The sequence below is a fragment of the Sorangium sp. So ce302 genome, from assembly GCF_051530145.1.
In the GTDB taxonomy this organism is placed as follows: domain Bacteria; phylum Myxococcota_A; class Polyangia; order Polyangiales; family Polyangiaceae; genus Sorangium; species Sorangium cellulosum_B.
In genome coordinates this window covers 6653730-6680634 of sequence record NZ_CP150326.1, presented here as the reverse complement: position 1 = coordinate 6680634, position 26905 = coordinate 6653730, and the positions used below count along the sequence as shown (strand labels likewise).

At 71.6% G+C, this 26905-nt stretch carries 21 protein-coding genes and 2 tRNA genes; 12 read left to right on the top strand and 11 right to left on the bottom strand.

The window, feature by feature from the left end:
* Window position 1 precedes the first annotated feature (1 nt).
* Window positions 2-1582 (bottom strand): aldehyde dehydrogenase family protein, encoded by a 1581-nt coding sequence (locus WME73_RS25185; RefSeq protein ID WP_437917313.1) that lies wholly within the window; start codon window positions 1580-1582, stop codon window positions 2-4.
* Between the two features lie 336 nt (window positions 1583-1918).
* Here WME73_RS25185 and glgB point away from each other — a divergent pair, with 336 nt between their 5' ends.
* Window positions 1919-4153, top strand: a complete 2235-nt coding sequence (gene glgB, locus WME73_RS25180; protein WP_437747903.1) for a 1,4-alpha-glucan branching protein GlgB — start codon at window positions 1919-1921, stop codon at window positions 4151-4153.
* Between the two features lie 88 nt (window positions 4154-4241).
* On the opposite strand, the gene WME73_RS25175 is transcribed toward glgB, so the two are convergent.
* From WME73_RS25175 to WME73_RS25150, 6 genes are all read right to left on the bottom strand, one after another.
* The gene (locus tag WME73_RS25175) at window positions 4242-4871 is read right to left on the bottom strand and encodes a hypothetical protein (protein WP_437873752.1); all 630 of its coding nucleotides are present in this window, start codon (window positions 4869-4871) and stop codon (window positions 4242-4244) included.
* Window positions 4868-5434: an FMN-binding protein gene (locus tag WME73_RS25170; RefSeq protein WP_437747901.1), complete on the bottom strand. Its 567-nt coding sequence runs from the start codon at window positions 5432-5434 to the stop codon at window positions 4868-4870. The genes WME73_RS25175 and WME73_RS25170 overlap by 4 nt, the downstream gene beginning before the upstream one ends.
* A gap of 75 nt (window positions 5435-5509) precedes the next feature.
* Window positions 5510-6877 (bottom strand): protoporphyrinogen/coproporphyrinogen oxidase, encoded by a 1368-nt coding sequence (locus WME73_RS25165; RefSeq protein ID WP_437747900.1) that lies wholly within the window; start codon window positions 6875-6877, stop codon window positions 5510-5512.
* 22 nt (window positions 6878-6899) lie between these two features.
* Complete coding sequence (locus tag WME73_RS25160; protein ID WP_437917312.1) at window positions 6900-8291, bottom strand: hypothetical protein; 1392 nt, start codon at window positions 8289-8291, stop codon at window positions 6900-6902.
* Window positions 8292-8357: 66 nt separating this feature from the next.
* Window positions 8358-9968: a hypothetical protein gene (locus tag WME73_RS25155; protein ID WP_437917311.1), complete on the bottom strand. Its 1611-nt coding sequence runs from the start codon at window positions 9966-9968 to the stop codon at window positions 8358-8360.
* Complete coding sequence (locus WME73_RS25150; RefSeq protein WP_044965533.1) at window positions 9965-10219, bottom strand: hypothetical protein; 255 nt, start codon at window positions 10217-10219, stop codon at window positions 9965-9967. The genes WME73_RS25155 and WME73_RS25150 overlap by 4 nt, the downstream gene beginning before the upstream one ends.
* A 136-nt stretch (window positions 10220-10355) precedes the next feature.
* Here WME73_RS25150 and WME73_RS25145 point away from each other — a divergent pair, with 136 nt between their 5' ends.
* Entirely contained in the window at window positions 10356-11051 is a 696-nt protein-coding gene (locus tag WME73_RS25145) for an SMI1/KNR4 family protein (RefSeq protein WP_437747897.1), read from the top strand.
* A gap of 184 nt (window positions 11052-11235) precedes the next feature.
* The gene (locus WME73_RS25140; protein WP_437747896.1) at window positions 11236-12774 is read left to right on the top strand and encodes a serine/threonine protein kinase; all 1539 of its coding nucleotides are present in this window, start codon (window positions 11236-11238) and stop codon (window positions 12772-12774) included.
* 179 nt (window positions 12775-12953) lie between these two features.
* Here the strand turns inward: WME73_RS25140 and infC are convergent, their stop codons facing one another.
* The 3 genes from infC to WME73_RS25125 form a co-directional block, all read right to left on the bottom strand.
* Complete coding sequence (infC, locus tag WME73_RS25135) at window positions 12954-13679, bottom strand: translation initiation factor IF-3 (RefSeq protein ID WP_437747895.1); 726 nt, start codon at window positions 13677-13679, stop codon at window positions 12954-12956.
* Between the two features lie 238 nt (window positions 13680-13917).
* On the bottom strand, window positions 13918-14247 hold the full coding sequence (locus WME73_RS25130) for a hypothetical protein (protein ID WP_437917309.1): 330 nt from the start codon (window positions 14245-14247) through the stop codon (window positions 13918-13920).
* A gap of 33 nt (window positions 14248-14280) precedes the next feature.
* Window positions 14281-14352 (bottom strand) — tRNA-Val (locus WME73_RS25125).
* A gap of 484 nt (window positions 14353-14836) precedes the next feature.
* Between WME73_RS25125 and WME73_RS25120 the strand changes: the two genes are divergently transcribed.
* From WME73_RS25120 to WME73_RS25080, 9 genes are all read left to right on the top strand, one after another.
* Window positions 14837-15979, top strand: a complete 1143-nt coding sequence (locus WME73_RS25120) for a transketolase (RefSeq protein WP_437873744.1) — start codon at window positions 14837-14839, stop codon at window positions 15977-15979.
* Window positions 15980-16181: 202 nt separating this feature from the next.
* Window positions 16182-16616: a preprotein translocase subunit YajC gene (gene yajC, locus WME73_RS25115; protein ID WP_437519798.1), complete on the top strand. Its 435-nt coding sequence runs from the start codon at window positions 16182-16184 to the stop codon at window positions 16614-16616.
* 55 nt (window positions 16617-16671) lie between these two features.
* On the top strand, window positions 16672-18825 hold the full coding sequence (secD, locus tag WME73_RS25110) for a protein translocase subunit SecD (RefSeq protein ID WP_437747891.1): 2154 nt from the start codon (window positions 16672-16674) through the stop codon (window positions 18823-18825).
* A 75-nt stretch (window positions 18826-18900) separates the two neighbouring features.
* The gene (gene secF / locus WME73_RS25105; RefSeq protein WP_437747890.1) at window positions 18901-20142 is read left to right on the top strand and encodes a protein translocase subunit SecF; all 1242 of its coding nucleotides are present in this window, start codon (window positions 18901-18903) and stop codon (window positions 20140-20142) included.
* A gap of 88 nt (window positions 20143-20230) precedes the next feature.
* The gene (gene recJ, locus WME73_RS25100) at window positions 20231-21985 is read left to right on the top strand and encodes a single-stranded-DNA-specific exonuclease RecJ (RefSeq protein ID WP_437747889.1); all 1755 of its coding nucleotides are present in this window, start codon (window positions 20231-20233) and stop codon (window positions 21983-21985) included.
* Between the two features lie 40 nt (window positions 21986-22025).
* Window positions 22026-22805, top strand: coding sequence for an ABC transporter ATP-binding protein (locus WME73_RS25095; protein ID WP_437555176.1), 780 nt, complete (start codon window positions 22026-22028; stop codon window positions 22803-22805).
* 71 nt (window positions 22806-22876) lie between these two features.
* On the top strand, window positions 22877-23950 hold the full coding sequence (locus WME73_RS25090; protein ID WP_437917307.1) for an MlaD family protein: 1074 nt from the start codon (window positions 22877-22879) through the stop codon (window positions 23948-23950).
* A 141-nt stretch (window positions 23951-24091) separates the two neighbouring features.
* The gene (locus WME73_RS25085; RefSeq protein ID WP_437747887.1) at window positions 24092-25234 is read left to right on the top strand and encodes a pyridoxal phosphate-dependent aminotransferase; all 1143 of its coding nucleotides are present in this window, start codon (window positions 24092-24094) and stop codon (window positions 25232-25234) included.
* A 365-nt stretch (window positions 25235-25599) separates the two neighbouring features.
* Window positions 25600-25671, top strand: a tRNA-Val gene (locus WME73_RS25080).
* A 250-nt stretch (window positions 25672-25921) separates the two neighbouring features.
* Here WME73_RS25080 and WME73_RS25075 read toward each other — a convergent pair.
* Window positions 25922-26881, bottom strand: coding sequence for a hypothetical protein (locus tag WME73_RS25075; protein ID WP_437917305.1), 960 nt, complete (start codon window positions 26879-26881; stop codon window positions 25922-25924).
* Window positions 26882-26905 lie beyond the last annotated feature (24 nt).

The following is a 26905-nucleotide window of genomic DNA, read 5'->3' as shown; positions in this document are numbered from 1 at the left end:
CCTAGAACAGCTCCCCGATGCGCCGCAGGAAGCCGCCGCTCGAGAAGAGCGCGCGCATGCCTCGCTTGAACCAGCTGTACGACGACGCGGTGTAGGGGAACCACGTCGGGTCCTTCGACCCCAGCGCGATGCGGTCCGCGTTGATGTGCTTGACGTCGCACATCTGCCGGAGCCCGTCCTCGCCCATCACCCGGCCGAAGCCGCTCTGCTTGACGCCGCCGAACGGCGCGTCGGGGAGGGCGCCGTTCATGAGCACGTCGTTCACCAGCACGCTGCCGGCCTGCAGGCGCTCGGCGAGCCGGCGGGCGTGATCGGTGTCCTCCGAGAAGACATAGGCGTTGAGGCCGAGGTGCGACTCGTTCGAGAGGCGGATCGCCTCCTCCTCGGTCGCGACCTGCATGAACGGCACGACCGGCCCGAAGATCTCCTCGGTCATCACCGTCATCGCATGATCGCAGCCCGCGAGGATCGTCGGCTCGAAGAACTGGCCCTGCCCCGGCGCGCGCTTGCCGCCGGCCTTCACGGTCGCCCCCTTGTCGACAGCGTCCTTGATGTGCCGCTCGGCGACGTCGATCTGCGGCGGGAAGATGATCGCCCCCACGTCGACGAACTCCTTGCCCGGATCACCCTGGTTCAGCCCCTTCGTGATCTCGACGGTGCGCTCGAGCAGGCGATCGTGGATCTCGCGGTGCGCATAGACCCGCTCCACCGCGACGCACACCTGCCCCGCGTTCGCGAAGCCGCCGAAGACGATCGCCTGCGCCGTGCGCTCGATGTCCGCGTCCGCGCAGGCGATGAGCGGCGCCTTGCCGCCGAGCTCCATCACGCACGGGATGAGGCGCTCGCCGCAGGCGGCGGCGACCTTCCTCCCGGTGCCGACGCTGCCGGTGAACAGGAGCATCTGGATGCCGCTGTCGATGAGCGCCGCGCCGGTCGGCCCGTAGCCGGTGACGACCTGGAACAGATCCTCGGGCATGCCCGCGCCGTCCCAGATCTCCTTCTGCTTGAGCGCGATGAGCGGCGTCACCTCGCTCGGCTTGAGCACGGCGGCGTTGCCGGCGACGATCGCCGCGAGCACGTCGCGCAGCGCGAGCTGGAACGGGAAGTTCCACGGCGAGATCACGCCGACCACGCCGCGAGGGACGTAGTGGACCCAGCTGCGCCGGTGCTTGAAGAGGTGGAGCTTGATCTCGTGCGGCTCGAGCGCCTTCGGGGCGACCTGCGCGAAGTACGTCGCCATGTCGGCCGCGACCAGGACCTCGTGCAGCAGCGCCTCGTGGCGCGGCTTGCCGCACTCGCGCGAGAGCAGATCGACGATCTCGTCCGTCCGATCGACGATGGCGTCGCGGAAGCGAAGGACGCGCTGGCAGCGCTCCTCCACGGGCAGCGCGCCCCACGCCTCCTGCGCGCGCCGCGCCCGGGCGACCGCGGCACGCACCTCCTCGGCGCTGGTATTCGGGGCCTCTCCAAGGAGCTCCCCGGTCGCGGGCGCGTAGCTGCGGATCGCCGCGCCCCCGTGCCCGTTCATGCCAGGACCGCTGCCGTTGCCCCCGATCGGGCGTTCGCTCACCACCTGACCCATGTTCGATCCCTCCGCCTGTCGAGCCCGCGTCGCTTGCCGGATGGCCGCCGTGGCTCGCTGCTCGACGCCGGGACCCTACCCTTCCCGAGAAGGTACAGCAAATGAGCATTTGCGCTGTTTCCCGATGAATCCCGACGATTCTCGGCGTGCTCGCGGTCGATCCGGCCCACCGACATCCGCTGTTGCGCTGCGGACAAATGGTGAGCACACCGTGGTTGCGCCAGGGGGGACCGGCGCCGCAGGCTGCGCCGGTGTGCCCGGGTGAGCCTGGTCGGCGTCTCGGGCGGACTCTCGGCATGACGTCGGCGAGTGGAGCCGCTATAGGCGGACCCCGACATGTTGGAACAACGAGAACTCGATCTCATCGCGGCAGTCGAGCATCCGGATCCGCACCACGTGCTCGGCGCGCACGAAGACGAGGACGACCTGGTGGTCCGCGTCTTTCGGCCAGACGCCACCGAGATCGCGGTGGTCCCGGGCAACCCCAGGCTCCGGAGGCAGCCGATGGAGCGCGTCCACCCCGCGGGCCTCTTCGAGGCGCGCTTCCCCGGCGTGTCCTACCCCGCGGACGGACGCTTCCCGTACCAGATCGAGCTGCGCTTCGCGGACGGCAGCTCCTCGGTGGAGCTCGACCCGTACTCGATGCCGCCGACGCTCGGGGACATCGATCGCCACCTCCTGGCCGAGGGGCGGCACTGGGAGCTCTACCGCGTCCTCGGCGCGCACGTGCGCGAGGTGGACGGGGTCTCCGGGACGTCGTTCGCGGTCTGGGCCCCGAACGCGCGGCGGGTGAGCGTCCTCGGCGACTTCAACCACTGGGACGGCCGCCGCCACGCGATGCGCCGGATGGGCGAGGGCTTCTGGGAGCTCTTCATCCCTGGCCTCGGCGAGGGCGCGCTCTACAAGTACGAGATCAAGACGCCGGAGGGGCACCTCACGGTGAAGACCGATCCCGTCGCCCAGGCGATGGAGCTCCGGCCGGCCACCGCCTCGCGGGTCTACACGAGCCGCTACGCGTTCCAGGACGGCGACTGGATGCAGGAGCGCGGCAGGATCGACTCCCGCAAGAAGCCGCTCACAATCTACGAGGTCCACGCCGGCTCCTGGCGGCGCGTGCCGGGCGAGGGCCCGCCGTACGAGGGCGGGATGCGCTGGATGACGTACCGCGAGCTCGCCGACCACCTCGTCGAGTACGTGGCCGAGCTCGGCTTCACGCACATCGAGCTCATGCCGGTCATGGAGCACCCCTTCGACGGGTCATGGGGTTACCAGGTGGCGGGCTACTTCGCCCCGACCAGCCGCTTCGGCGATCCCGACGACCTCCGCTACTTCATCGACCGCTGCCACCAGCGGGGGATCGGCGTGATCCTCGACTGGACCCCCGCGCACTTCCCCAAGGACGCGTGGGCGCTCGGGCGGTTCGACGGCACGGCGCTCTACGAGCACCTCGACCCGCGCCTCGGCGAGCACCGCGAGTGGAACACGTACATCTTCAACTACGGCCGCCACGAGGTGCGGAACTTCCTTGTGGCCAACGCGCTCTACTGGCTCGACGAGTTCCACATCGACGGCCTGCGGGTCGACGCGGTCGCCTCGATGCTCTACCTCGACTACGCCGCGCAGGGCGGCGACTGGGTGCCGAACCGGTATGGCGGCCGCGAGAACATCGAGGCCATCGACTTCATCCGGGAGCTGTCGAACCGGGTGCACGAGCGCTGTCCGGGCGCGATCCTCTGCGCGGAGGAGTCCACCGCCTGGCCGTCGGTGACCCACGCGACGTACGTCGGCGGGCTCGGCTTCGACTTCAAGTGGAACATGGGGTGGATGCACGACACGCTCGACTTCTTCAAGCACGAGCCCATCCACCGCGCCTTCCACTACCACCAGCTCACGTTCGGGCTGATCTATGCCTTCTCCGAGAAGTTCCTCCTGCCGCTGAGCCACGACGAGGTCGTGCACCTCAAGCGGGCGCTGCTCTCGAAGATGCCCGGCGACTACTGGCAGATGCTGGCGAACCTGCGCGCGCTCTACGGCTACATGTGGGCGCACCCGGGCAAGAAGCTGCTCTTCATGGGCGGTGAGATCGGCCAGTTCGCCGAGTGGAGCGAGAAGACGGAGCTCGACTGGGGCCTGCTCTCGGTGCCCGAGCACGCGGGGCTCAAGCGGCTCGTGACGGAGCTCAACGCGCTCTACAAGAAGTATCCGGCGATGTACGAGCTCGACGACGAGCACCACGGCTTCCGGTGGATCGACTGCACTGACCACATGCAGACCGTGATCTCGTTCATCCGCTACGGCGACGGCGCGGGAGATCAGATGTCGCCCTCGGGCACGCACGTCGTGTTCATCGGCAATTTCACGCCGGTCCCGCGCCATCACTACCGGATCGGCGTCCCGCGGCGCGGCGCCTACCTGGAGGTGCTCAACACCGATGCGGTCCAGTACGGCGGCAGCGGCGTGGGCAACCTGGGTCGCGTCGAGGTCGAGGACGTCCCGAGCCACGGGTTCCCGCAATCCATCGTGCTCTCGCTCCCGCCGCTGGGGGTGCTCTGGCTCGTCCCCGAGGGCTGAGGCCTCGTCCGGCGCGCTGGCAACCAGGTCTCCAGGGCGCCTTCGCTCGTCGGGGCGAGCGCGCGCCGCGCGGGGCGCGCGCGGCGGTTTACTGGGCCTGGGCCTCGTCGGCCGGCGCTGCCTCGCCTCGCCGCGAGCGCCTCGGCAGCCACATGTCCACGGTCGAGACGACCGCCATGGCGCCGAGCGACAGCAGCATCGCCACGCCGGAGATTGGCATCAGCGCCGCGGCGCCGGGCGCGCTCCGGATGAGCCATGGCGCCGCGATGTGCAGCCCGCTCGTGACGACAGCCGCCGCGACGCCCGCGGTGTGGAGCCACGACGGCAGGCGCGCGAGCAGCCAGAGGTGCGCGAGGATCAGCACGTAGACCGGCACCGAGAAGAGGTGGAAATGCGTCACCTCGAGCAGTTTCCGCTCGGAGATCTGCTCGACCAGGACGCGCGGCGCCTCCGGCGTTCCGGGGAGCTCGAGCTCCGGGCCCAGATCGAGCGCGGGCCCCTCGGCCGCCGCGGGCGCCTGGGTCGGGGCAGGCGGCGGCGCGGCGACCGCCGCGCCCGCGTAGTACGCGGCGGCCCCCGCGTCCTGCACCATCGCCCCGTAGAGGCGCCACGACACGAGCAGCCCGATGACCGACGCGAGCGCGAACGCCGAGTAGAGGAGCTTCGCGCCGAGCGAGAGCGACCTCAGCCGACCGGCTGAAGCTGTGAAATCCCTCACAGACCGCCGCGCTTCAGCGCGAGCTGGAGGACGAGCGCGTCGCGCTTGACGCCGAGGGCCACGGAGCGGGACGAGATGGATGCGCCCGACACGATGTCGATGTCCTTGCCCGCGGTGATCGGGTCGCCCGCCGTCTTGCCGCGGAACTGGGCGCGGAAGCGATCGCCGCGGACCTCGTCGCCGTACGCCTCGCGGTACTCGAGGATCTCGATGCGCTCCACCGCGCCGGCCGTCGAGAACTGCACGGCGAAGTCGATCGGCTCGTGCATCCCCTTCTCTTCGTCCTTGATCGCGTAGCCGTCGATCTTGCCGTCGGACTCCGCGACGTACACCACCCACTCGCGCTTGACCGGCGCCCCCAGCTTCTTGCCGAGCTCCTGCGCCTCCGCGTCACCGAGGACGACCTTGCGATAACCGACCTTCTTCGAGCTCGCGAAGAAGCTCTTCAGGACAGCAGGGACCGTCCAGTACGTCGCGCCGTGGGCGGGCAGCGCCGCCAGGATGAACGTGAGCGCCGCTGCTGCAGCGAAGTGGGCGGTGCGGAGGTCACGAGAAAGACGCATCAAGGCTCCGACGAAGCTGTCATTCGTGAAAGTCAAAGTCAACGGCGTTTGGGCCGCGGATTTGCGGCGCGGGCGTCAGTCGCGCACCTGCACGTCCAGGTAGCGCTCGGCGTTCAGCGCCCACGCTTCCGGGCTGCGGCCGGCCTCGACGTGCGCCACCGCGTCGGCCGCGATCGCGGCGCAGTGATCGAGGTTGCAGTGCAGGAAGAGCGCCTGCCGCCCGAAGGGGACCACGCCGAGCGCGGCGGCGCGGCGCATCGCGGCCCGCCAGTCCCGCAGCCAGCCGCGCCGGTAGAGCGGGTACACGCGGGGCACGAAGCGCTGCCGGGCCTCGAGCGGCGCCACCCCGCGCGGGGCGATGCCGGCGCGCACGAGCTGGTCGAGCAGCGCCTCGAGCGGCGGGCCCGACGCGAAGTCGCGCCCGCTCCCCCAGGCCCCCTCGGGGATCTCGACGCACAGCACCGTCTCGCCCGGGCGGCGGAGATCGGGCGCGTAGTTCTGCAGCTCGGAGACGCGGCCGAACCAGAAGCGCGGGTCGGGGCAGTAGTAGGTCTCCGGGGCGCCGAGCCGCGCGCGCGGGTACGCCAGGTAGACCAGGTAGAGCCCGCGGTGCTCGAGCGGCGCGTCGGGCACGAGATCCGCGAGATCGCCGGCGAACAGGATCGGCGCCGCGCCGGCGCGCGCGCCCGCCCCGGCCAGACCGAGGGCGGTCCCGCACTCGGCCTCGACGCCGGCCTCCGCGAGGCGCGCCTCGAGGTACGTGATGAGCGACGAGATGCCCGCCGGCGGGTAGATGAACCGCGCGAGATCCGCCGAGGCGCGGCCGTGGGCGAGCCCCTTGAACAGCGCGAGCGGGCTCGTCGTGCTGATCCGCTTCTTCGCGACGGTCTGGGAGAGCTCGGACGGCGGGATGCCCCAGACCTTCTCGGCGTAGGGCCGGTAGAACGACGCGTAGGCCGCCGCGCCGACGCGGTCGCGCACGAACCGCTCGAAGCCGACGTCCTCGCCAGCGAGGGCGCGGTCGTGCTCCCAGCGGGCGAAGGCCGCGCGGCGGCCGCGCTGCGCCACGAACCCGAGGCCCATGGCGGCGCCGGCGCGGAGGCCGAGCGCGCGGAGCATCGAGGGCGCGCTCGGCGGGTAGGGGACGTGGCGCTCGCCGAGCACGAGCACCCCGCGGCGCGGGCGCGAGAGGAACGGGGAGCGCGCGTGCACCTCGCGGAAGAGCGGCTGATCGAGGGCGGCCGGGTGGAGCCGGTGCGAGCCGAGATCGCACGGCAGGCCGCGGAACGTCTCGGCGCCCGCGAGCCCGCCGGTCCGCGCCGCGCGCTCGAGGAGGCGCACGCGCCGGCCGGCCCGCGCGAGCAGCAGCGCGGCGTAGAGGCCGGAGATGCCGGCGCCGACCACGAGGCGCTCGGGCCCGGCGTCGTCTGGGCGGAGTGACATGGTGTGCCCGCGTCCGGCGCGCTCAGTACATGAACCCGAGGCCGAAATTGAGCTGCGTCTGGTCGAACCCGAGGGTGCGGTCGCGCAGCTGGTAGTCGGCCTTCACGACGACCCCCTGGGTCGGCCGGTACGAGGCGCCGAGCGTGAGCTCGCGGACGCCGTACGAGGCGTTGGCCTCGTAGCCCTCGGGCACCGCTGACTGCGTGTCGTACGCCTCGACGCGCGCGAACGGCAGGAGCTCGTGGCCCACGCCGAGCGGGCGGAGCACGTCGAACGCGGCCTCGACATAGCCGCCGCGGATCCGGGAGGCCACGGGGCTCGTGGGATCGATGAAGTTCGGCGCGCCGCCCTCGTTGAACGAGACCATCAGGGCGCGCGCCTCGGGGAGGTGCCACTCGGCGAACAGGACCCGCGTCTCCAGGCCGCTCCTGCGCCAGCGCGCGTCGAGCGACCAGCCGAGGACCGGGACCGACAGATCCACCGGGGTGCCGTCGCGAAGGAAGAATTTGCCCTCGCCGTTCGGGCCAGCGTCGCTCGCGTACACCGACGCGCCCGCGACGACCCCGAGCAGCGGCTCGGCCTCGACGCGCGCGACGGCCGCCCATGCGTTGGCGCGCGCGAGCCCGCCGCTCTGCCGCCCGCCGGCGAGGCCGCCCGCGCGGAAGCCGAGCGGATCGAGGCCGGTCATGGCGTAGGCCTCGAAGCGCAGCCAGTCGAGCGGCTGCCCGAACGCGCCGATCCCGATCTCGCGCCACGTCGAGGGGATGACGAGGGTGTCGACCTTGGGCCTGACCACGCCGTGGAACACCGGCGGCTCGTGCCACTGGTTGATGATCCCCATCGGGACGAGCACGAGGCCCGCGCGCAGCCCGAGGGCGCGGCCTGCCGCGTTCCACTCGATGTAGGCCTGCTCCAGCTCCGCGGCGCCCGGGCAGCTCGCGCAGGAGATCGAGTGTTCGACCTCGAGCTCGACGTAGGACCGGATGTCGGCCGTGAACTCGTGCGCCACGAAGAGCACGAGGCGCGGGATGTCGGCGACCCACGCGCGCTCGCCCTCGCGGCCGGTCGTCGTGCCGCGGACATGCACCTCGCCGTAGCCGCCGACGGAGGTGCTGCTGGCGCTCGCCCCGGCGCTGCGGAACCGCTGATCGGTCAGGCCGCGGACGAGCTCGTGCTCGGGCGCCTCTCCGGCGCCGAGACCGACGGCGGGCTTCCAGGGCTCCGGCGGCGGCGCGGCGTGCTCGGGCGGCAGGTCGAGGACCGGGCCGTCCGGCGCGGGCTGCGCGGCGGGGGCGGGCTGCGTGGCAGGCGCAGGCTGCGTGGCGGGCGCGGGCTGCGCGGCGGCGGCGAAGGGCAGCAGCGCGCCGAGGACGACGCCCGCGGAGCGAGGCCACAAGGACGTGATCGCTTTCATGACGAGGACCGGGAGCCCGGGGGGCGGGAGTCTTCGCGCCCTTGAAAACGGAGGTCAACCTCGTTTTCAGCGAGGGGGCGCGCCGTGCGGCGCGCGCGAGAGCGCGCCGCCTGCCGGAGGTCCGGCGGGCAGCGCCTCGAGCAGCGCGAGATCGCTCCAGAGCGCGTCGACGTAGCGCGAGCGCGGGCGCGCGAAGCGGATCGCGATCGTGTAGCCGCGGCCTGCGAGCGCGTCGCGCGCCTCCCGCGACAGCGCCTCGCTGGTGATGAGCGCGCCGCCCGGCCCGGCCTGCTCGACGTCGCGGACGAGCGCGGCGTCGTCGCGGACGCGCACGGGCAGCCGGCCCGGCGCGCCCTCCTGGATCATCCGGTCGAGGTCGCGCGTGAGCACCGGGCGCTGCTCTGCGCCGGCGTCGCGGAGGAAGCGCACGATCGCGGCCGCCGGCGAGGGCGCCTCGTGCTGTCGAGCGAGCGAGATCGCGTCGACGAGCCATTGCGCCGCGAGGGCCGCGACGAGGGCGAAGGGCGCGGTGCCGCGGAGCGCGCGGTGGCGCGGAGCGCCCTCCGCCGCGGGGCGCGCCGCCGAGAGGGCCGCTGCGCCGGCGGCCATGGCGACGAGGAGGAGCGGGACGAGCGGGAGCCAGTGCCGCGGCTTGTAGGCGATGTTTTGCCCGAGGAGCGCCCAGAGGAAGTAAGCGAACGCGGAGGCCCAGAGCTCGGGCTGCTCGCGCAGCGCGCGCGCGGCCCGCTCTCGCGACGCGACGCGGAGCGCGCCCGCGGCGAGGAGCGAGATCAGGAGCGGCGCGCCGAGCCAGCGCGCCGCCGGCGCGTCGGGCCACGCTCCGCCGAGCCCGTTGGCCCAGATCCCCCAGATCACGCCGCGGAGGCGATCGAGCGGCGACGAGACGGTGATCGCCGTCCCTCCCCAGCGGGTGAAGTGCCCGAGCCCCTGGAGCCACGTCGTCGCGACGAGGTCGCGCGGCGTCGCGATCAGCACGAGCGGCACGAGCCACGCGAGCGCGCCGGCCGCGAGGTCGCGGCCGCGCGCGAGCCACGCGAGGCGGCCGCCCTCGCCGCGGGCGATGACGGCGAGGCAGGCGAGCGCGAACGGGAAGTACGAGAGCCGCACGCCGAGCCCGACGCCGAGCAGCACGAGCGCCCAGGTGCGCGTGCGCGCCGCCGCGGCGGCGGTATCCAGCGGCGCGGCCGGAGCGGCCGCCCGCGCGCCGCGGGGGCGCCGCGCGCGGGCGCACAGCCAGAGCGCCGCGGTCACCGCCGCGGTGCCGGCCATGTCGCTGAGGAGCTTCTCGGACGACAGCCAGAGGAACGGCGAGGCGAGCGCGAGGACCCCGGCGAACACCGAGGCGCGCCGCCCGGCGACCTCGCGCGCGAGCAGGGCGGTGAAGGCGACGGCGGCCGCGCCGGACGCGGCGCTGACGAGGGCGAGCGCCGCGCGCGGCGTCGCGCCGAGCAGCGCGAGCCCCTTCGCCGCCGCGACGAACACGGGGTAGTAGGGCGCGTGCGGGCGGAGCGCGGCCACGTCGAACCGCTCCACGCCGAGCGCGAACCGGAGCGCGTCGATGTCCTCGTCGTGATCGATGCGGAAGAGCAGGCGCGAGGCGAGCGCGGCGGCGGTGAGCGCGGCGAGCGCGAGGAGATCGCGCCGCTCTTCCCTCACGAGCCCGAGCCGGATCCCGAGCCGGGCGCGTGCGTCGGCGCGCCGCAGTCCGGCTGATCCACGCTGGCCGCCCCGGCGCTCGTGGTGGCGCCCGAGCCGGATCCCGAGCCGGGGAGCGGCGCCGCCGGCGTGTCGCACTGATCGAACAGCTCCTCGCCCGCGTAGTCGAGGCACGCGGTCGCGAGCGACGCGACGACGAACGTGGCGCCCGCCACGACGAACGCGGTGCGAAGCGATGCCCAGGAGCCCAAGCCAGCCACGCAAGCACCGTGCCGCTGACCCAAATGACTGTCAAGCGCGTGTGTCCCCCGGGTTGCGCCTGCGCGGCGGGGCGGAGCGTCGCTCGTTTTTTGCTCCTTCCGGCGCCGCGCGCGTAGGGTCGCGCGCATGGAGTGGCTCGAGTCGATGCACCGCATCCGCGCGCTCAAGCTGGAGCTCGCGCGGATGGATCCACGGCGGGGAATGCCGATCGCGCCGCCGGCCGGGGCTCCCGAGGAGGCGATCGCCGGCGTCGAGCGGCGCCTCGGGATGGCGCTGCCGCCGAGCTATCGGGAGCTGCTCTCGCGGCACGACGGCTGGCCGCAGCTGTTCGCCGGCGCCAGCCTGCTCGGGGTGCGCGCGCTCGCGCGCGGCTCGTACATGGACGTCGGGCGGATGGTGCTCGAGCACTGCGACGGCGAGGAGGTGCGCGGCGCGGGCGAGCGCGCCGGCGCGCCGGCGACCGTGCGCGGCCGCTATGGTGCGCGGAGCGCGCTCGTCCCGTTCGGCATCGACGCGGCGGCCGAGACGGTCTTCGCGTGGGATCCCGAGGCGAGGGCGCCAGACGGAGAGCTCGAGATCATCCTCTGGACGAACGACGTCGGGCTGCGCCTGTCGGGCTTCCCGGAGCTCCTCGACATGGTGAAGGACATGCTCGCCGCGGAGCTGGACGATCGCCGGAAGCGCGCCGTCGCGCAGGTCGCACAGATCGAGCCGGCGGCGCTCGCGCGCGGCGCGGTCGCGTCGAAGAGCCGCGTGCGCGCGGTGGCGGTGCCGCTCACACCTGCACCTCGCCCGTTCATGCGGAGCGCGCTCACGGGCTGAGCGCGCCTCGCCTCCCGAGCCTGGCCGCTGCGATGCCCGCGCAAGGCTGCGTCCAGGGGCGAGGGCGCGCGCTCGTGCGCGATCGTCACAGACCGCACTCTTTGCGCGCCTCGCCCGCGGGCTCCGATGAAGACGAGCCGGTTGTTTCCGCGCGCAGCGTGGGACGTGGTGTACTAGGTGGACCATGACGGATGCCCACCAGCAGCAGCGCTACCGGGTCATCGAGCGGCTAGCTTCGGGCGGCATGGCCGAGGTCTTCCTGGCGGAGAGCGCCGGGATCGAGGGGTTCAAGAAGCAGGTCGCGATCAAGCGCGTGCTCCCGCACCTCAGCGAGAAGAAGCGCTTTATCGCGATGTTCCTCGACGAAGCGCGGCTGTCTGCGCACCTCTCCCACTCCAACGTCGCGCAGGTGTTCGACATCGGCGTCGGCGACAACGCGTACTTCATCGTGATGGAGTACGTGGACGGCGCCGACCTGAAGGCGGTCCTCGAGTCGATGCGCAAGGCCGGCCGCACCCTCCCGGTCGAGTCCGCCGTGTTCATCACGGCGAAGCTCTGCGAGGGGCTCACGTACGCCCACGAGCTCAAGTCGGCCGACGGGCATCCGCTCCAGATCGTCCACCGGGACATGTCGCCTCCGAACGTGCTCATCACGAAGTACGGTGAGGTGAAGATCGTCGACTTCGGCCTCGCCAAGGCGACGAGCCAGCTCGAGAAGAGCGAGGCCGGGATCATCAAGGGCAAGTTCAGCTACCTCTCGCCCGAGGCCGCGCAGGGCCAGGAGGTCGATCACCGCACCGACATCTTCGCGCTCGGCGCGATCCTCTGGGAGATGCTCTCCGGGAAACGGCTCTTCCTCGGCGACACCGACTACCAGACGGTCAAGCTCGTGCAGCAGGCGCAGATCCCGCCGCTCTCCGAGAGCAACAAGGCGGTTCCCCCCGAGCTCGATCGCATCATCGCCCGCTCGCTGGCCCGCGATCCCGTGGAGCGTTATGGTTCGGCGCGCGAGCTCGGCCGGGATCTCACGACCTTCCTGTACAGGTTCGGCAGGCCCGTCAGCGCCTACGACATCGCCGAGCACGTCCGCAGCGCCATGGCGCTCCGGAAGCGGGCTCCCACGTCGGACAAGGCGTCGTTCATCGACAGGCTCATCGAGGAGACGCTGCTCGAGTTCACGTCGCTCCCGGACGACAAGGCGGCGCCGAGCACCACGCGCCTGAACGAGCCGCTCAAGATCTCGGCCTTCGAGGACATCGGCAAGTGGGCCGACGAGATCAAGCTCTCGGCGCCGGGGGACAAGCTCTCGGCGTCGGGGGAGGACGTCATGCGGCGGTCCCTCGCCACCGTGTCGGTCGAGGAGGGCAACCTCGCCGCGCTCGAGGAGACGGGGTTCGGCCTTCCGCTCGCCCCTTCCTCCGGCGTCCCCTCGTCCAGGCCAGCGGGTCCGCTGCTCGCGCCGCCTGTGCCGGCGCATCCGCCGCTCGAGAGGCGAGCCGTGCCGACCCTGGCCTCCCCGCGGCCCGTACCCGAGATGCAGCGCCCTGCGCCGCCCACGCCGGCGCCTATCGCGCCGCTCGTCCCGGCCGCGCCGCGCGACCTGGAGCCGGATCTGGCCCCTCCAGCCAGGACCGGGGGCGGCGCGGTGAAGGCCGTGCTGCTCGTCGCCGCGCTCGCCGCCCTCGCCGCAGGCGCGTGGTTCGGCGGCCTGATCCCGCACTGACCCGGCGAAGGGAGCGTGCTCCTTGCGGCGCCCACGGCCGAGCCATGGGCGCTGCGTGCTGGGCGGCGAGGTGGCCAGCGCACGAGCGCTCAGCGCATGTCAGCACGCGTCAACACGCCGCCCTTGCGAGGCGCGCCGCACCGTGATCGGCGTCGTGGCGCGCTCTCTCGCCGGACGCGTTACTCGGTCCCCTCCGCCTCGTCGTCCTCCTCGTCGTCCTGCTCCTCGAGCTCCCTCTCGAGCTTCTCGATCTCCTCGTCCTCCGTGTCGTCCTGGGCAGGAGCGGCGCGCCCTTCCTGGATCGCCTTCTGACGCGCTTTCTCCGCGGCGGCGCGGGCCTGGGCCACCTTCTGCAGGATCGCCGGCTTGGGCGCCATCATCAGCGTCATCGTGCGCTGCTCCATCATGGGGCGCACCTCGACGTTCGCGATCTCCTCGCAGTGCTGGACGATCCAGTCGAGCTGCTCCTGCGCCTTCTCCGGGTGGGTGATCTCTCGGCCGCGGAAGCGCACCGTGAACTTCACCTTGTGGCCTGCGCCGAGGAACCGGTGAGCAGCCCTGGTCTTGAACTCGAGATCGTGGTCGTCCGTCTTGGGACGGAGCTTGATCTCCTTGATCTCCACCACACTCTGCTTGCGCTTCGCCTCGCGGGCCTTCTTCTTCTCGTCGTACTTGTACTTGCCGAAGTCGAGGATCTTGCAGACCGGGGGATCCGCCTTCGGGTTGACCTCGACGAGGTCGAGCCCCTTCTCCTGTGCTCGGCGCAGCGCCTCGTGGGTCTGCATGATGCCGAGCATCTCGCCATCATCACCGATGACGCGGATCTCCGGGACGCGGATGCGCTGGTTGATGCGGATCTGCGGCCCCCGCTGGGCCTGCCGAGGGTCGAAGCGTCTCATCGCCATGTGATATTTCGCTGCCTCCTTGTGTTCTGTGCTCTTGAACGCGACGGTCCGCCGCTTCGCGACCGAGCCCGGTCGTGGCGTCCATCACCACGACAATGTCGCCTGACTCTGCGCCGCAGGCAACGGCAGCAAGCAGGGCGAGCGCCGCGGCGCATCGGCGCTCCGGGCCATGGCGCGCCGGGCTCGACGGGGGTGGGGAAGGGACTGCCGGGCGAGAGAGGCCGGCCGGAGCGGCAGGTCACGAACCCGATGCGCTCACGGCGAGCCGGGGGAGCTTCCGCGCTGCGGTTCGCCGATCGGCGAGCTCCGCGAGCGGCATCGCCCCGAGGGCCTCGTCGAGGTCGCGCGACCGGAGGGCGGTCACGGCGTTCGCCGAAGAGCCATCCGGAGCGCTCGTCCGGACCAGCCCGATCCGGGCCGAGTCGTCGAAGTGGGTGTGAAGATCGGCGAGGCGCCCGTTGACGTGGGCGCCGAGGATGGGGCGGTTCTTGGCGATGTCGTCGGCGAGAGCCTTGCGCACCGTGGTGCGGGCCGCCGGGGCGGCCAGGGCTGTCTGATCGAGGGCCATGAAACCTCGCAGGCTAGGTCTCCTGCTGATTTGTAGGCGCGGCCGGTTTCGAACCGGCGACCCCTACCGTGTCAAGGTAGTGCTCTACCACTGAGCTACGCGCCTATGTCCCGCCCGCTCGGCCCGAGGCCGACGAAACGGAGAGCGCCTCCTATCAAGGGGGGGGAAGTCCGTCAAGCGATATGTTTCCTGGGGGTCGCTTTTGCCGTGGCGGCCTGGTGCCTGGTGACCGGTTTGTGGTGTTCCTGGTGAAGGCTCGGGCGGCGGCCGTCCTCGCCGAGCCGCCTTGGTCGAGCGGCCGGTTCGCCGAACCGTCGATGCCGTCGATCGGTCGACGAGGCCCGGCGGCAGCCGCAGGCCGGGCGCGGCAGGCTTCCCCGGCGCGCTCGACGCGCCGGCGAGCGACCGGTCGGGAGCCGCGCGCGGCGGAAGCGCATTGCGCGGTGGGAGCGTGAATTCTCGGAGTTACGTCCGGACACTGACGAACACCGACGATCGCGATCGCCGCGTTACTCCAGGCCGGCCGCTGCGCGGAGGCCGATCGCGCTCGCGCTTGACCTCGCGTGCGGCTCGGGCGACGAACGATGGGATGGCAGGGCCTGACGGTCTAGGCTCGCCGCCGGATCCGGCGGCGGTGATCGCACATGTCGAGGTGGCCGCGGGGAGCGCGCTGTTCGCCGCGCACGCGGCCGTGCCCGGCAATCTGCCGATCGAGCGCGCCGCGTGCGCCACCGAGGCGATCCGCGGCGCCGCTGCGCGCACGCGCGCCGGGCAGCGTGCGAGCGTCGTGCTGGGCGCCCACGAGCTCGTCGGGGCGCTCGCCGCGCTCGGCGAGGCGGCGGCGGTGCGGACGCCGGTCACCGTGCACGTCATCGAGCGCCGCGGCGGGCTCGCCGTCGGGCGCGACGAGCTCGCGCCTGCGCTCGACGTCGGCGCGGGGGTGCTCGTGACCTGGAGCAGCCAGGAGGCGGCCGACATGACGCTGGTGGCGCGGCGCGCCGCCGAGGACAGCGAGACGCCGTTCCTGCACCTCGTCGACGCGCTGCCGTCGGACGTGTCGGCCCTCGGCGGGGCGCGCGAGCTCGCGGCGCGCTTCCTCGGCTCCGAGCGGAGCGCGCCGACCTTCACCGACGCGGCGCCGGGCGAGAGCGACGGCGACGGGGGGCCTCGCCCGCAGGGCCGCGGCGTCGTCCGGAAGCGGGCCGAGCGGGGCTTCTGCGCGCGCGTTCCGTTCGCGCTCGCCAGCGCGATGCGGGAGCTCTGCGAGCTGACCGGCAGGCCGCTCGGCGCGATCGAGCGCGTCGACACCGCGGACGCGGAGGAGATCCTGGTCGTCGTGGGCTGCGCGTTCCCCGCGGCCCGCGAGGTCGTGCGCAGCCTGCGCGCGCAGGGCCGCCGCGTCGGCCTCGTGGGCGTGCGCGCGCTCCGCCCGTTCTTCGGCGCCGACGTGGTGAAGACGCTCGGGCGGGCCAAGGCCATCGTGGTCCTGGAGCCGCTCGACGTGCCGCTCGCGCCGTACGGGCCCGTCGCCGCCGCGGTGAAGGCGGCGTTCGCGGACGCGCTCACCTGGGCCCCGGGCTTCCCCAGCGTCGGGCGCATCCCGCCGATCCTCTCCGCGACGTTCGCGACGATCGACGGCACCATCACCGAACGCGACGTGCGCCTCTCGCTCGCGGAGATCGCGAGCGGGGAGCGCGCTCGCCGGCACATCGTGTTCGGCAGCGACGGCTGACGCCGCGCGGCAGCGGAAGAGCGGCAGGGGACGCAAGCGCGGAAAGGGCCGCCAGGCTGCATTCCCCGGACGCCCGGGTGAGCCTGCCCGCCTAGCTCCTTGCGCGACCCTTGGATCCTGGGTATGGAGGCGGGCCCCGGGGGGTTGGGAGAGGCCCGCAATTTGCGGGCGAGCCCGTCGGGGCCCGGAGACACGCGTCACCTTGGCAAGCTCAAACTGGTTCCAGCCGAACGCCGCCCCCGGGCGAGCGGGCAACGCGCCCGCGACGCCGGTCGAAGGTCAATCGCCGCCGTCCGGAGGGCAGGAGGCGCCGCCTTCTTCGCCGTTCGGCGGAGGGGCCTTCCAGTTCCTCATCCTGGCGCTGCCGCTGCTGCTCATCTTCGTGATGACGCGGAGCCAGAGCAAGAAGCAGAAGCAGCTCGAGTCGAGCCTCAAGGCGGGCGACCGGGTCGTCACGCAGTCCGGGCTCCTCGGCAGGATCATCGACATCAGCCCGAACTCCCCCAGGGTCAAGCTGGAGATCGCCCCCGGCGTGAACGTGCAGGTCCTGAAGAGCGCGATCCAGGGCCCCGATCCGGGCGAGGTCGCGGCGGCGGACGCCAAGGTCGCCGACGCGGCGAAGGAAAAGAAGTCGTAGGCCGGCGCTCGGCCCAACAGGAAGCTTTTTTGCCGCCACCGCGGCGCCACACTCCATGCTCCTAAACATCTTCCAGTACGGGTTCGCCGGCGTCGCCGGCCTGTGCCTCCTCGGCGCGTGGCTCAGCCGAGCGAAGCGCAGCGTCTTCGCCTGGGCGGCGCTCTCCGCCGGCGCCGCCGCGATCGCGGCCCACTACCACGTGTTCTGGGCCCTCGCGACCTTCGGCCTGATGGTGCCGTGGGCGCTGCTCTGCGTCGGGCCGTGGCTCGACTTCGCGTGGCGGGTAAAGACGGGCTTCGTCCTGTTCCTGGCGCTCGGCTCGGCGCTCGCCATCTACCCGACCTACCACGACGAGCGGTACGGCCGCCCCGTCCACACCGGCCTCTCGTCGGAGGAGGTCGCGGAGCAGGAGACCCGGGCGAGGGCCGGCGAGCTCGGGTTCAGCCGGTTCCTGACGTCGAACATCCCGTTCCGCCTGGTGCGCGGGCTCGACCTGAAGGGCGGCCTCCGCCTCGTCTACACGGTCGACGTCGACGAGGCGATCAGCGACAAGCGCGATCGGTACTACGACGACCTGCGCGCGGCGCTCGCGAAGTCGTTCGGGTTCCACGAGGGTGACAAGCCGCCGACGATCGAGGAGATGCAGAAGCTCCAGACGAAGCTCCGCATCGAGAAGTCGCGCGAGCAGGCGGACACGATCGTGATCACGTTCAACGACCCGGCGGACTCCGAGAAGATCAACGACGAGTTCCTGGCGAAGTTCCTGCACGAGCTGCAGCTCCAGCGCTCGTCGGATCGCCGCGTCGCGAAGTTCCGGATCCGCGACGAGGTCTCGAGCACCATCCGTGAGCGGGCGGTGTCGCAAGCCAAGGAGACGGTGCTCCGCCGCGTCGACGGGCTCGGCCTCAAGGAGGCGAGCGTCTCCACGCGCGATGAGGACGTCATCATCGAGGTCCCCGGCGACGACGAGGCCGCGTTCACCACGATCCGCGAGATCATCAGCCAGACCGCGCGGCTCGAGTTCAAGATGGTCGACGACGACCAGGACTTCTTCGAGCCGATCGCGAGGAGCGCCAAGGAGGAGGACCTCCCGAAGGGGCTGACGTTCTCGATCGAGAACGCGCCGGTCGGCCCCGGGAAGACGAAGCCGGTCCACTTCGCCCGGATGGTGCGCGCGGAGCACGAGGAGATGCGCGACACGCTGAAGCGGCTGCGCGAGTGGGTCGGGACGCTCCAGGTCCCGGCGGACAACGAGGTCGGCTACGGCAAGCTGTACGAGTTCAACGAGGAGAAGGACGCCGTCGAGGAGATCGGCTGGCGGACGTACTTCCTCTTCAGCAAGGCCGAGATCACGGGTGACATGGTGCGCGACGCGCAGGCGCTCCCGGATCAGAGCGACGGCGGCCTCGGCGGCTGGTACGTGTCGATGGATTTCACCCCGACCGGCGCCGACCGGTTCGAGGACATCACCGGCAGGAACGTCAAGCGGCGGTTCGCGATCATCCTCGACGAGAAGGTCGAGAGCGCGCCGGTCATCCAGACCAAGATCGGCGGTGGCCGCGCGCAGATCACGATGGGCTCGCAGAACCCCGATCAGCAGCTCCAGGACGCGCGCAAGCTCGAGCTGGTGCTCCGATCGGGCGCGCTGCCGGCCCCGATCTCCCCCTCGAACGAGCAGCGCATCGGCCCGTCGCTGGGCAAGGACGCGATCCAGCAGAGCATGAAGGGGGCCATCGCGAGCGGCCTGCTGGTCGTCGTGTTCATGGTGGTGATCTACAGCCGCGCCGGGCTCATCGCGGACATCGCCGTCATCTTCAACCTCATCCTGCAGGTCGCCGTCCTCGCGATGTTCGGGGCGTCGATGACGCTGCCCGGCATCGCCGGCCTGGTGCTCACCATGGGCATCGCGGTCGACGCCAACGTGCTGATCAACGAGCGCATCCGGGAGGAGCTGAGGAACGGCAAGAGCCCGCGCGCCGCGGTCGACATCGGTTACGACAAGGCGTTCAGCGCCATCCTCGACGGCCACGTGACCACGCTGATCTCGGGGCTCATCCTGGCGCAGTACGGCACCGGACCCATCAAGGGCTTCGCGATCACGCTGATCGTCGGCATCGCGATCAGCCTGTTCACCGGGGTCGTCTGCACCCGCCTGATGTTCGACTGGGCGGTCCGCGGCCGAAAGATCAAGACGCTCTCGCTCGGCTGAGAACGAGGGCGCGCGAGCCGCTCTCCGACCTTATGAGGGAGAACGCGCGAGCGGCTCTCCGATTGAGACACGACGATGGAACTCATCAAACCTGGCCGTCAGTTCGACTTCATGGGCAAGCGCTGGCTCTTCATCGGGCTCAGCGGGGTGCTGCTCATCCTGTCGATCATCTCGTTCATCGTGCCGGGGCCGAAGCTCGGGACCGATTTCAAGGGAGGCACCGAGGTCGAGGTCGCCTTCCGGGCTCCGGTCTCGAGCGCCGAGGTCCGCGAGGCCGTCACCAAGGCGGGCTTCGACTCCCCGGACATCGTGTCCGTCGCGGACCAGGCCAACCCGAACCGCTACCTCATCCGGGTGCACGAGGTCTCCACCCTGTCGGAGCAGCAGAAGGCCGCGGTGCGCGATCGGATGTGCATGCCGCCCGAGAACGGCACCGTCCCCGAGGACCGTTGCCCGCCCGCACTGCGCGCCACCGAGGTCAAGTTCAGCCCCGGCGGCGACAAGATCTCCACGCGCTACGACACCGCGCCCGACCTGGAGGGGATCAAGAAGCAGCTCGAGGGCGTCGAGGGGGTCGAGCTCAGGGCCGGTGCGAACAACCCGCTCGTCGTGAGCGAGCGCGACCACAAGGTCGAGCTCCACCTGAAGTCGAGGGGCGACCAGCTGATGGATGGCCTCCGGCAGCACCTCGGCGCGGACAAGGTGCCCGAGCAGGCGCTCCGGGTCGAGTGGATCGGCCCGAAGGCCGGTGCGCAGCTGCGCGACGCGGCCATCAAGAGCATCGCCATCACGATCTTCTTCATCATGGCGTACATCGCGTTCCGGTTCGATATCCGGTTCGCGCCCGGCGGCATCGTCGCGCTCGTGCACGACGTCGGCATCGCGCTCGGCGCGATGGTGATCACGCAGCGGGAGATCACCCTGTCCACGGTCGCCGCGCTGCTCACGATCGTCGGCTACTCGATCACGGACACGGTCGTCGTCTACGACCGGATCCGCGAGAACCTGGGGAAGCACCGGGACATGAGCTTCGCGGCCGTCATCAACTTCTCGCTCTCCGAGATGCTCGGGCGCACGATCCTCGTGTCGATGACGACGCTGCTGTCGCTCGTCATGTTCCTCTTCTACGGCACGGGCGTCATCCGGGACTTCGCGTTCACGCTCGTCGTCGGGATCGTTGTCGGCACGTACTCGTCGATCTACGTCGCTGCGCCACTCACCGAGTGGATCGACCGCCGGTTCTTCGGCGCGAACGCAAACAAGCGCAAGAAGGTCAGCCGCGTCCGCACGCAGAAGCGCGCCGACGCGGTCGTCTGAGCGCCTCGCCGTGGCCGCGCGTGGCCACGCGGCCTGAACCGCCCCAGGCCATGGACGCACCCACCCCGTCGGTGTACCCGCTTCTCTGATGAGCACCGCCACGGAGGCCTGGAGGGAGCTCCCCGAGCGCGAGGCGCCGGCCTCGCCCGCGGCGGGGGGCGCCGCGCCCGTCGCGGATCCGGGCGAGGCGTCCGCCGAGGCGCTCGTGATGGCGCGCCAGCTGGGGCTGTCGATCACGGTAGCGGACATCCTGCACCGGGCCGGCTGGGCGCCTGACGAGGCGACCCGGCGCTTCCTCGACCCGCGGCTCTCGCACCTCACGTCGCCCGACGCGATGGCCGATCGCGAGGCGAGCGCGGAGCGGATCGCGCGCGCCGTGCGCGCCGGCGAGCGGATCGCCGTCTTCGGCGACTACGACTGCGACGGGATCACCGCGACCGCCATCATGACCGGCGGGCTGCGCGCCCTCTCGGGACAGGTGGTGCCGCTCCTCGCGACGCGCGCCGAAGGCAGCTACGGCCTCTCGGCGCCCGCGCTCGAGCGCGTGATGCGCGCCGGTCCCACGCTGCTCATCACGTGCGACTGCGGGTCCAGCGATCACGAGCGGCTGGCCGCGGCCCGCGCGGCCGGCATCGACTGCGTCGTCATCGATCACCACCTCGTGCCGGCCGAGCCGCTCCCCGCGATCGCCTTCCTGAACCCGCACCGCGCCGATTGCGGCTTCCCGTACAAGGGGCTCGCCTCCTGCGGGCTCGCGCTCTCGCTCCTGGCCGCCGTGCGCAAGAAGCTCGGCTCGTCGCTCGATATCCGCCCCTACCTCGACCTCGTGGCGATCGGCACGGTCGCCGACGTCGCTCCGCTGACCGGCGACAACCGCGCGCTCGTGCGGGCCGGCCTTGGCGTGCTCCAGACCGGGCCCCGTCCAGGGCTCCGCGCGCTCGCGGCGCTCGCCAACCTCGATCTCGGGCGCGGCGCGTCCGCCGAGGACGTCGCCTTCCGGATCGCGCCCCGCCTCAACGCGCCCGGTCGGCTCGGCGATCCCGACATCTCCCTGGAGCTCCTGCTCGCGCACGACGGCGTGACCGCCTCCGCGCTCGCCGCCACGGTGGAGCAGGCGCAGATGAAGCGGCGCGCGATCCAGGACGAGATGCTGACCTCCGCGCTCGCCGAGATCGAGCGCGCCGGGTTCGATCGGGATCCTGCGATCGTCATCGCGCGGCAGGGCTTCCACCCCGGCGTGGTCGGCATCGTCGCTGGCAGGATCACGGGTCGCTACGGCAAGCCGACGATCGTCATCGCGCTCGAGGGCGCGAAGGGGCGCGGCTCGGTGCGCGGTCCAGCGGGCGCGCGGCTCCACGACGCGCTCACCCGGTGCCGCGCCGAGCTCGTCGGCTTCGGCGGCCACCAGGCCGCGGCCGGCGTCGAGGTGCGCGCCGATCGCGTCGAGGCGCTCCGGGCGGCGTGGTGCGACGCCTTCCGCGAGCAGGACCTCCCGGCCGCCGCGGCGTTCGCGGCCGCCCACGTCCGGCTCGACGATCGCGACGATCCGGCGGCCGTGGCGCGCGATCTCGAGCGGCTCGAGCCGTGCGGCGAGGGCAACCGCCCGTCGTACGTCCTCGTGGCGGGCGCGGCCGTGCGCTCCGCGAGGAACCTGAAGGGCCACCTCAAGCTGGAGCTCACGTTCGCCCGCCGCGAGATCTCGTGCTTCGGGTTCGAGCTGGGCGAGCTCGCGCCGCGGTTCACCGGCAAGCGCGTCGACGTGGTGGGCCGCCTCCGGCGCGACGCCTGGCGCGGCGGGGACGCCGTCGAGATCAGGATCGAGCACGTCGCCGCGTCCGACTGAGCGTTCGCGGCGGGCCTCCGCGGCGTGCTAGCGTGAACGCGTGGCTGAGCCGCTGATCCGGTTCTCGCGTGTGCGCAAGGCCTTCGGTCCGAAGGTCATCTACCGCGACCTGAACCTCGAAGTGTACCCGGGCGAGACGATCACCATCATGGGCGGCTCGGGCGTCGGCAAGAGCGTCATGCTCAAGCTGCTCATCCGTCTGCTCGACGCCGATGGTGGATCTATCCAGTTTCACGGTGAGGAGATCACGCGCCTGAGCGAGTCGCGCATCGCCGGGGTGCGCCAGCGCATCGCGATGCTCTTCCAGGGCGGCGCCCTGTTCGACTCGATCTCGGTCGGTGAGAACGTCGCTTACGGCCTGCACGAGCACTACCGCAAGGAGATGACCGAGGCGCAGATCGCGGATCGGGTCAACTGGGCGCTGTCGCTGGTCGGCCTGCCGGGCATCGAGCAGATGCGCCCGGGGGACCTGTCCGGCGGCATGAAGAAGCGCGTCGGCCTCGCGCGCGCCATCGCGGTGCAGCCCGAGGTGCTGCTCTACGACGAGCCGACGACCGGCCTCGATCCGATCAACACCGAGCGCATCAACCACCTCATCAAGGGGCTGAAACAGGCGCTCAACGTGACGAGCATCGTGGTGACACACGACATGAAGAGCGCGTTCTCGATCTCGGATCGGATGGCGATGATCTTCCGCGGCGAGGTCATCGCGACCGGCACCCCGGACGAGTTCCGGAAGTCTACCGATCCGCATGTCGCCGATTTCATTACCGGGACCGCTCCGGTGAATGAGGACGTCCAGACGCTTCTCGGCGCGTGACGATCCCCCCGAGATCGCGCAAGATGCCCTTCTGCATGGGCAGAGCGCGCGATCTGAAGGTCGGACTCTTTGTGCTGGCGGGCCTTGTGCTCTCCGCCGTAGTCATTTTCCTGATAGGCGACGAGCGGCGGCTCTTCGACTCCTCCGTCGGCTTCACGACGAACTTCGCCGACGTCCAGGGGCTGAAGCCGGGCGCGCCCATCCGCATGGGAGGCATCGACATCGGTCACGTCGCCGAGGTCGGTTACGGCCCTGATCCGAAGGACGCCAAGATCTATGTGAAGCTCGAGATCGTCGAGAGCGAGGCGAGCCGGATCAAGACGGACAGCGTCGCCCAGATCGCGAACAAGGGCCTGCTCGGCGACAAGATGCTGGAGCTCACGAAGGGGCAGAGCCCGGACTCGGTACCGCCTGGCGGCCACATCCCCGGCGAGGTGCCGACCGACGTGATGGGGAAGGTGACCGGCATGGCCGAGAAGGCCGAGGCGACGCTCGACAACATCCAGAAGGTCTCGGAGAGCATCGCCGACGAGAAGCTGCACAGGGATCTCCGCGAGACGGTCGCCTCGGCGAACACGCTGATGAAGCAGGTGACCGAGGGGGAAGGCTACCCGCACCGCTTCCTGACCGATCCCGAGGAGGCCGAGCGCATCTCGCGCACCGTGCAGAGCCTCGATCGTCTCAGCACGGAGCTCGCGAGCGCGGTGCGCGAGGTGCGGGGGGTCGTCTCGCGGGTCAAGGAGGGGCCGGGGTTCGCGCACGACGTCATCTACGGCGACGGCCCGCAGAAGCAGATTCAGCAGTTCGGGAGCGCGGCGGACGAGGTCGCCATGACGCTGCGGGGCATCCGCGAGAGCGACAGCCTCGCGCACGACGCGCTCTATGGCGGCAAGGGCGACGGCGCCGAGGCGCTCGCCAACGTGACGGCGATGACCGGCGATCTGCGGGCGATCGTGCACGACATGAGGGCGGGCAAGGGGACCCTCGGCGCCCTGCTGGTCGATCCGTCGATCTACGAGGACATGAAGAGCCTCCTCGGAAACGTGCAGCGCAACGACGTGCTCCGCGCGCTCGTGCGCTACTCGATCAAGCAGGACGAGCAGAAGCCCGCGGTCCAGGTCGGCGGCGCCACGCCGTCGCCCTAGCGGCACATCCGCGCCGCCCGCGCAAGCGCCGGAGCGGTAGCGCCTTGCGTTATCTCAGGCCGCCCTTTATTCCTCAGTGTCTCGATGCCCAGGAAGCTCGCTGACCGTCTGTCGGCCGTCGCGCCCAGTGCAACGCTCGCCATGGCGGCGAGGGCCGCGCGCCTCCGCGCCGACGGGCACAAGGTCTTCTCCTTCGGCGTGGGCGAGCCTGACTTCGACACGCCGGAGCACATTCGTATCGCGGCGAAGGCGGCGCTGGACGCCGGCGCCACCCACTACACGGCCGTGTCCGGCATCTCCGAGCTGAAATCGGCGATCTGCGCCGCGACCGAGCAGCACCGCGGCTGGCGGCCGCTGCCGAGCCAGGTCACCGTGAGCTGCGGCGCGAAGCACGCGTTGTTCAACCTCGCGACCGCGCTCTTCGAGCCGGGAGACGAGGTCGTCATCCCCGCGCCCTACTGGGTGAGCTACCCGGAGCAGGTGCGCCTCGTCGGCGCCACGCCGGTCATCGTCAACACGACCGAGGAGATGGGGTTCCGCCTCACGGCGGACGCGCTCCAGGGCGCGCTTTCTCCGCGGGTGAAGGCGATCATCCTGTGCACGCCCTCCAATCCGACCGGCTCGGCGTATGCGGAAGAGCACCTGCTCCCGCTCTTGAGCGTGCTGCGGCGCCATGATTGCTGGATCGTCGTCGACGAGATCTATGCCGATCTCACCTACGACGGGTTCCGGCACGTGTCGCTCCCGGCGCTCGCGGAGGACCTCGCGCCGCGGGTCATCGTCGTCGACGGGGTCAGCAAGACCTTCGCCATGACGGGCTGGCGGATCGGCTGGAGCATCGCGCCGGTCGAGGTCGCGAGGGCGCTCGACGTGGTCCAGGGTCAGAGCACCACGAACGCGGCGGCCGTCTCCCAGGCGGCCGCTGTCGCCGCCCTGAACGGGCCCCGCGACGCGGTGTTCGCGATGCGCGCGGCGTTCGCCCGGCGGCGCTCGCTGATGGTCGAGGGGCTCAACGCCGTACCAGGGGTGCGCTGCAGGATGCCGGAAGGCGCGTTCTACGCGTTCGCCGACGTGCGCGGGCTCTGCGGGCGCGCTTTCCAGGGGACGACGCTCGCGAGCGACGAGGACGTGGCGACGTGGATGCTCGAGCAGGCGCACGTCGCCGCGGTCGCCGGCACCCCCTTCGGCGCGCCTGGGTATCTTCGCTTCTCGTATGCCTGCGATGAGGACCACATCGAAGCAGGCCTCGCCGCGCTCCGGCGCGCCGTCGCGACGCTCGATTGACCGCGCGCGTCGCTCCGCGCCGGTGCCCACGCGCGCGCTCGAAGAGCAGCGGCGCCCGTCCCCGATCGCCCGACCGCGACGCCGCGCGGACGCGGCGGCCCGCCTGGCTCCGTGCCCGGTCGCTCACGGGCGGCGCGCAGCCGGCGCGCGGGCCCCGCGGCCGGCTCGCTGGCCGCAGCCGCCAGACGTGCCTTCACCGGCGACCCACCGGTTCCGGGCCTGCCCCACGGGCCGCCGGCTCCGGGCTTGACGGAGCGCCGCGAAGAAGTTCGGCATCGCCAGCGAGTTCTTCTTGTCGAACGCCGATGTTTGGGTTAAAAGCGCCACGTCTTTCCGAAACGGCCGGGTGACAACCGGCTGGCATCGGGCGCATAACTCAGCGGTAGAGTGCGTCCTTCACACGGACGAAGTCGCAGGTTCAAGTCCTGCTGCGCCCACCCCGATTCGCTCCCCTGGTGAGCTGGTTCCACGCGTCGAGCCGTCTGCGTGGCCGTGCCGCTCCCACTGGATAGTGAGCGGCTGCTTCGGAGCATCGAGCCGCCCACGCGGCCGTGCATGGGACCTCCATGCGTGCCGGAAGCGCTGCGGATATGGCAGGGCGGAAGGCCGGTCGCCGCCGTCACGTCGAGGCGCGACAGCGGCGATGCAAGGGAACAGGCCGCTCCGGGGTTGGCGAGACGAAGGCGGTCAGCGAGCAGCGCTCGCGGCGGGCGGCGCTGCCGCCGCCTTGTCGTTCTTGCGCTTCTCGATGGCGCTGGCCGTCGCGCGAAGCTCCTTCTGGAGGGGGCCGCACCTGAGGCACCTGCGCGTCCGATGGCCCCGGCATGGCTGGGGGGTGCCCAGCGCCTTGATGTAATGGAGCGCGCGGACATCGCCCTCCTCGCGCGCCCTGGCGAGCATCGCCTTGGTGGGGCAGTCCGTGAGGCGGCGCAGATCGTCGGCGACGAGCAGCGCCGGCGACGCGAGCTGCCGCACGCTGCTCTCCATCAGCCGTGTGCTCGCGTGGTCCCTGGGCCAATCGCCGAACTTCGGCGCGGTCACCACCTCGTAGAGCAGGTCGGGACCGCGGCTTCCCATGTGCTTGGCCATCAGATCGAACGCCGTGAGGGCGAGGTCCGGGGTGCCGTTCGCTGCCCTCAGGATGATCTGCTTGAGCTCGTCGTTCCCGGCCTCTTCGGGAGCGATCTCGAACAGCCGCTGCGCCGTGAGCAGCGCGGCCGCCATCGCCTTCTCGCGCCCCTGCGCGACCGCGAGCGCCCGGAGGACCGCAGGGTCTTCCGGATACCGCTGCGCGAGCGAGCCGAGCGCAGCGCTCCCCGCGGCCTGGGCGCTCTCGAGCTCCGCGGGCTGAGCGCGGGCAGGCGGCGCCTTCGCCGGGGCCTCGGGCTCCGCGGGCGCGAGCGCCGGCGCCGGCTCGGGGGCCGGCGCGCTGCTGCTCTCGCGGCCGCTGCTGCTGGGCGCGGCGGCCGGCGAAGGGCTCGGCGAGGCGCTGGCGCCCCCCTCGAGCGCCGTCACGGCCGTCGGATCGCGCAGCGCGACCGCGCCGCAGACGAGCCCGGTCGCGGCCAGCAGGCCCAGCGCGGCCAGCGTGGCGGCCGCCTTCGGGCCCAGCCCTGATTCACCGACGTGACTCACCGAGCCGCTCATCGCAGCTGCCTCTCCCGCGGAGGA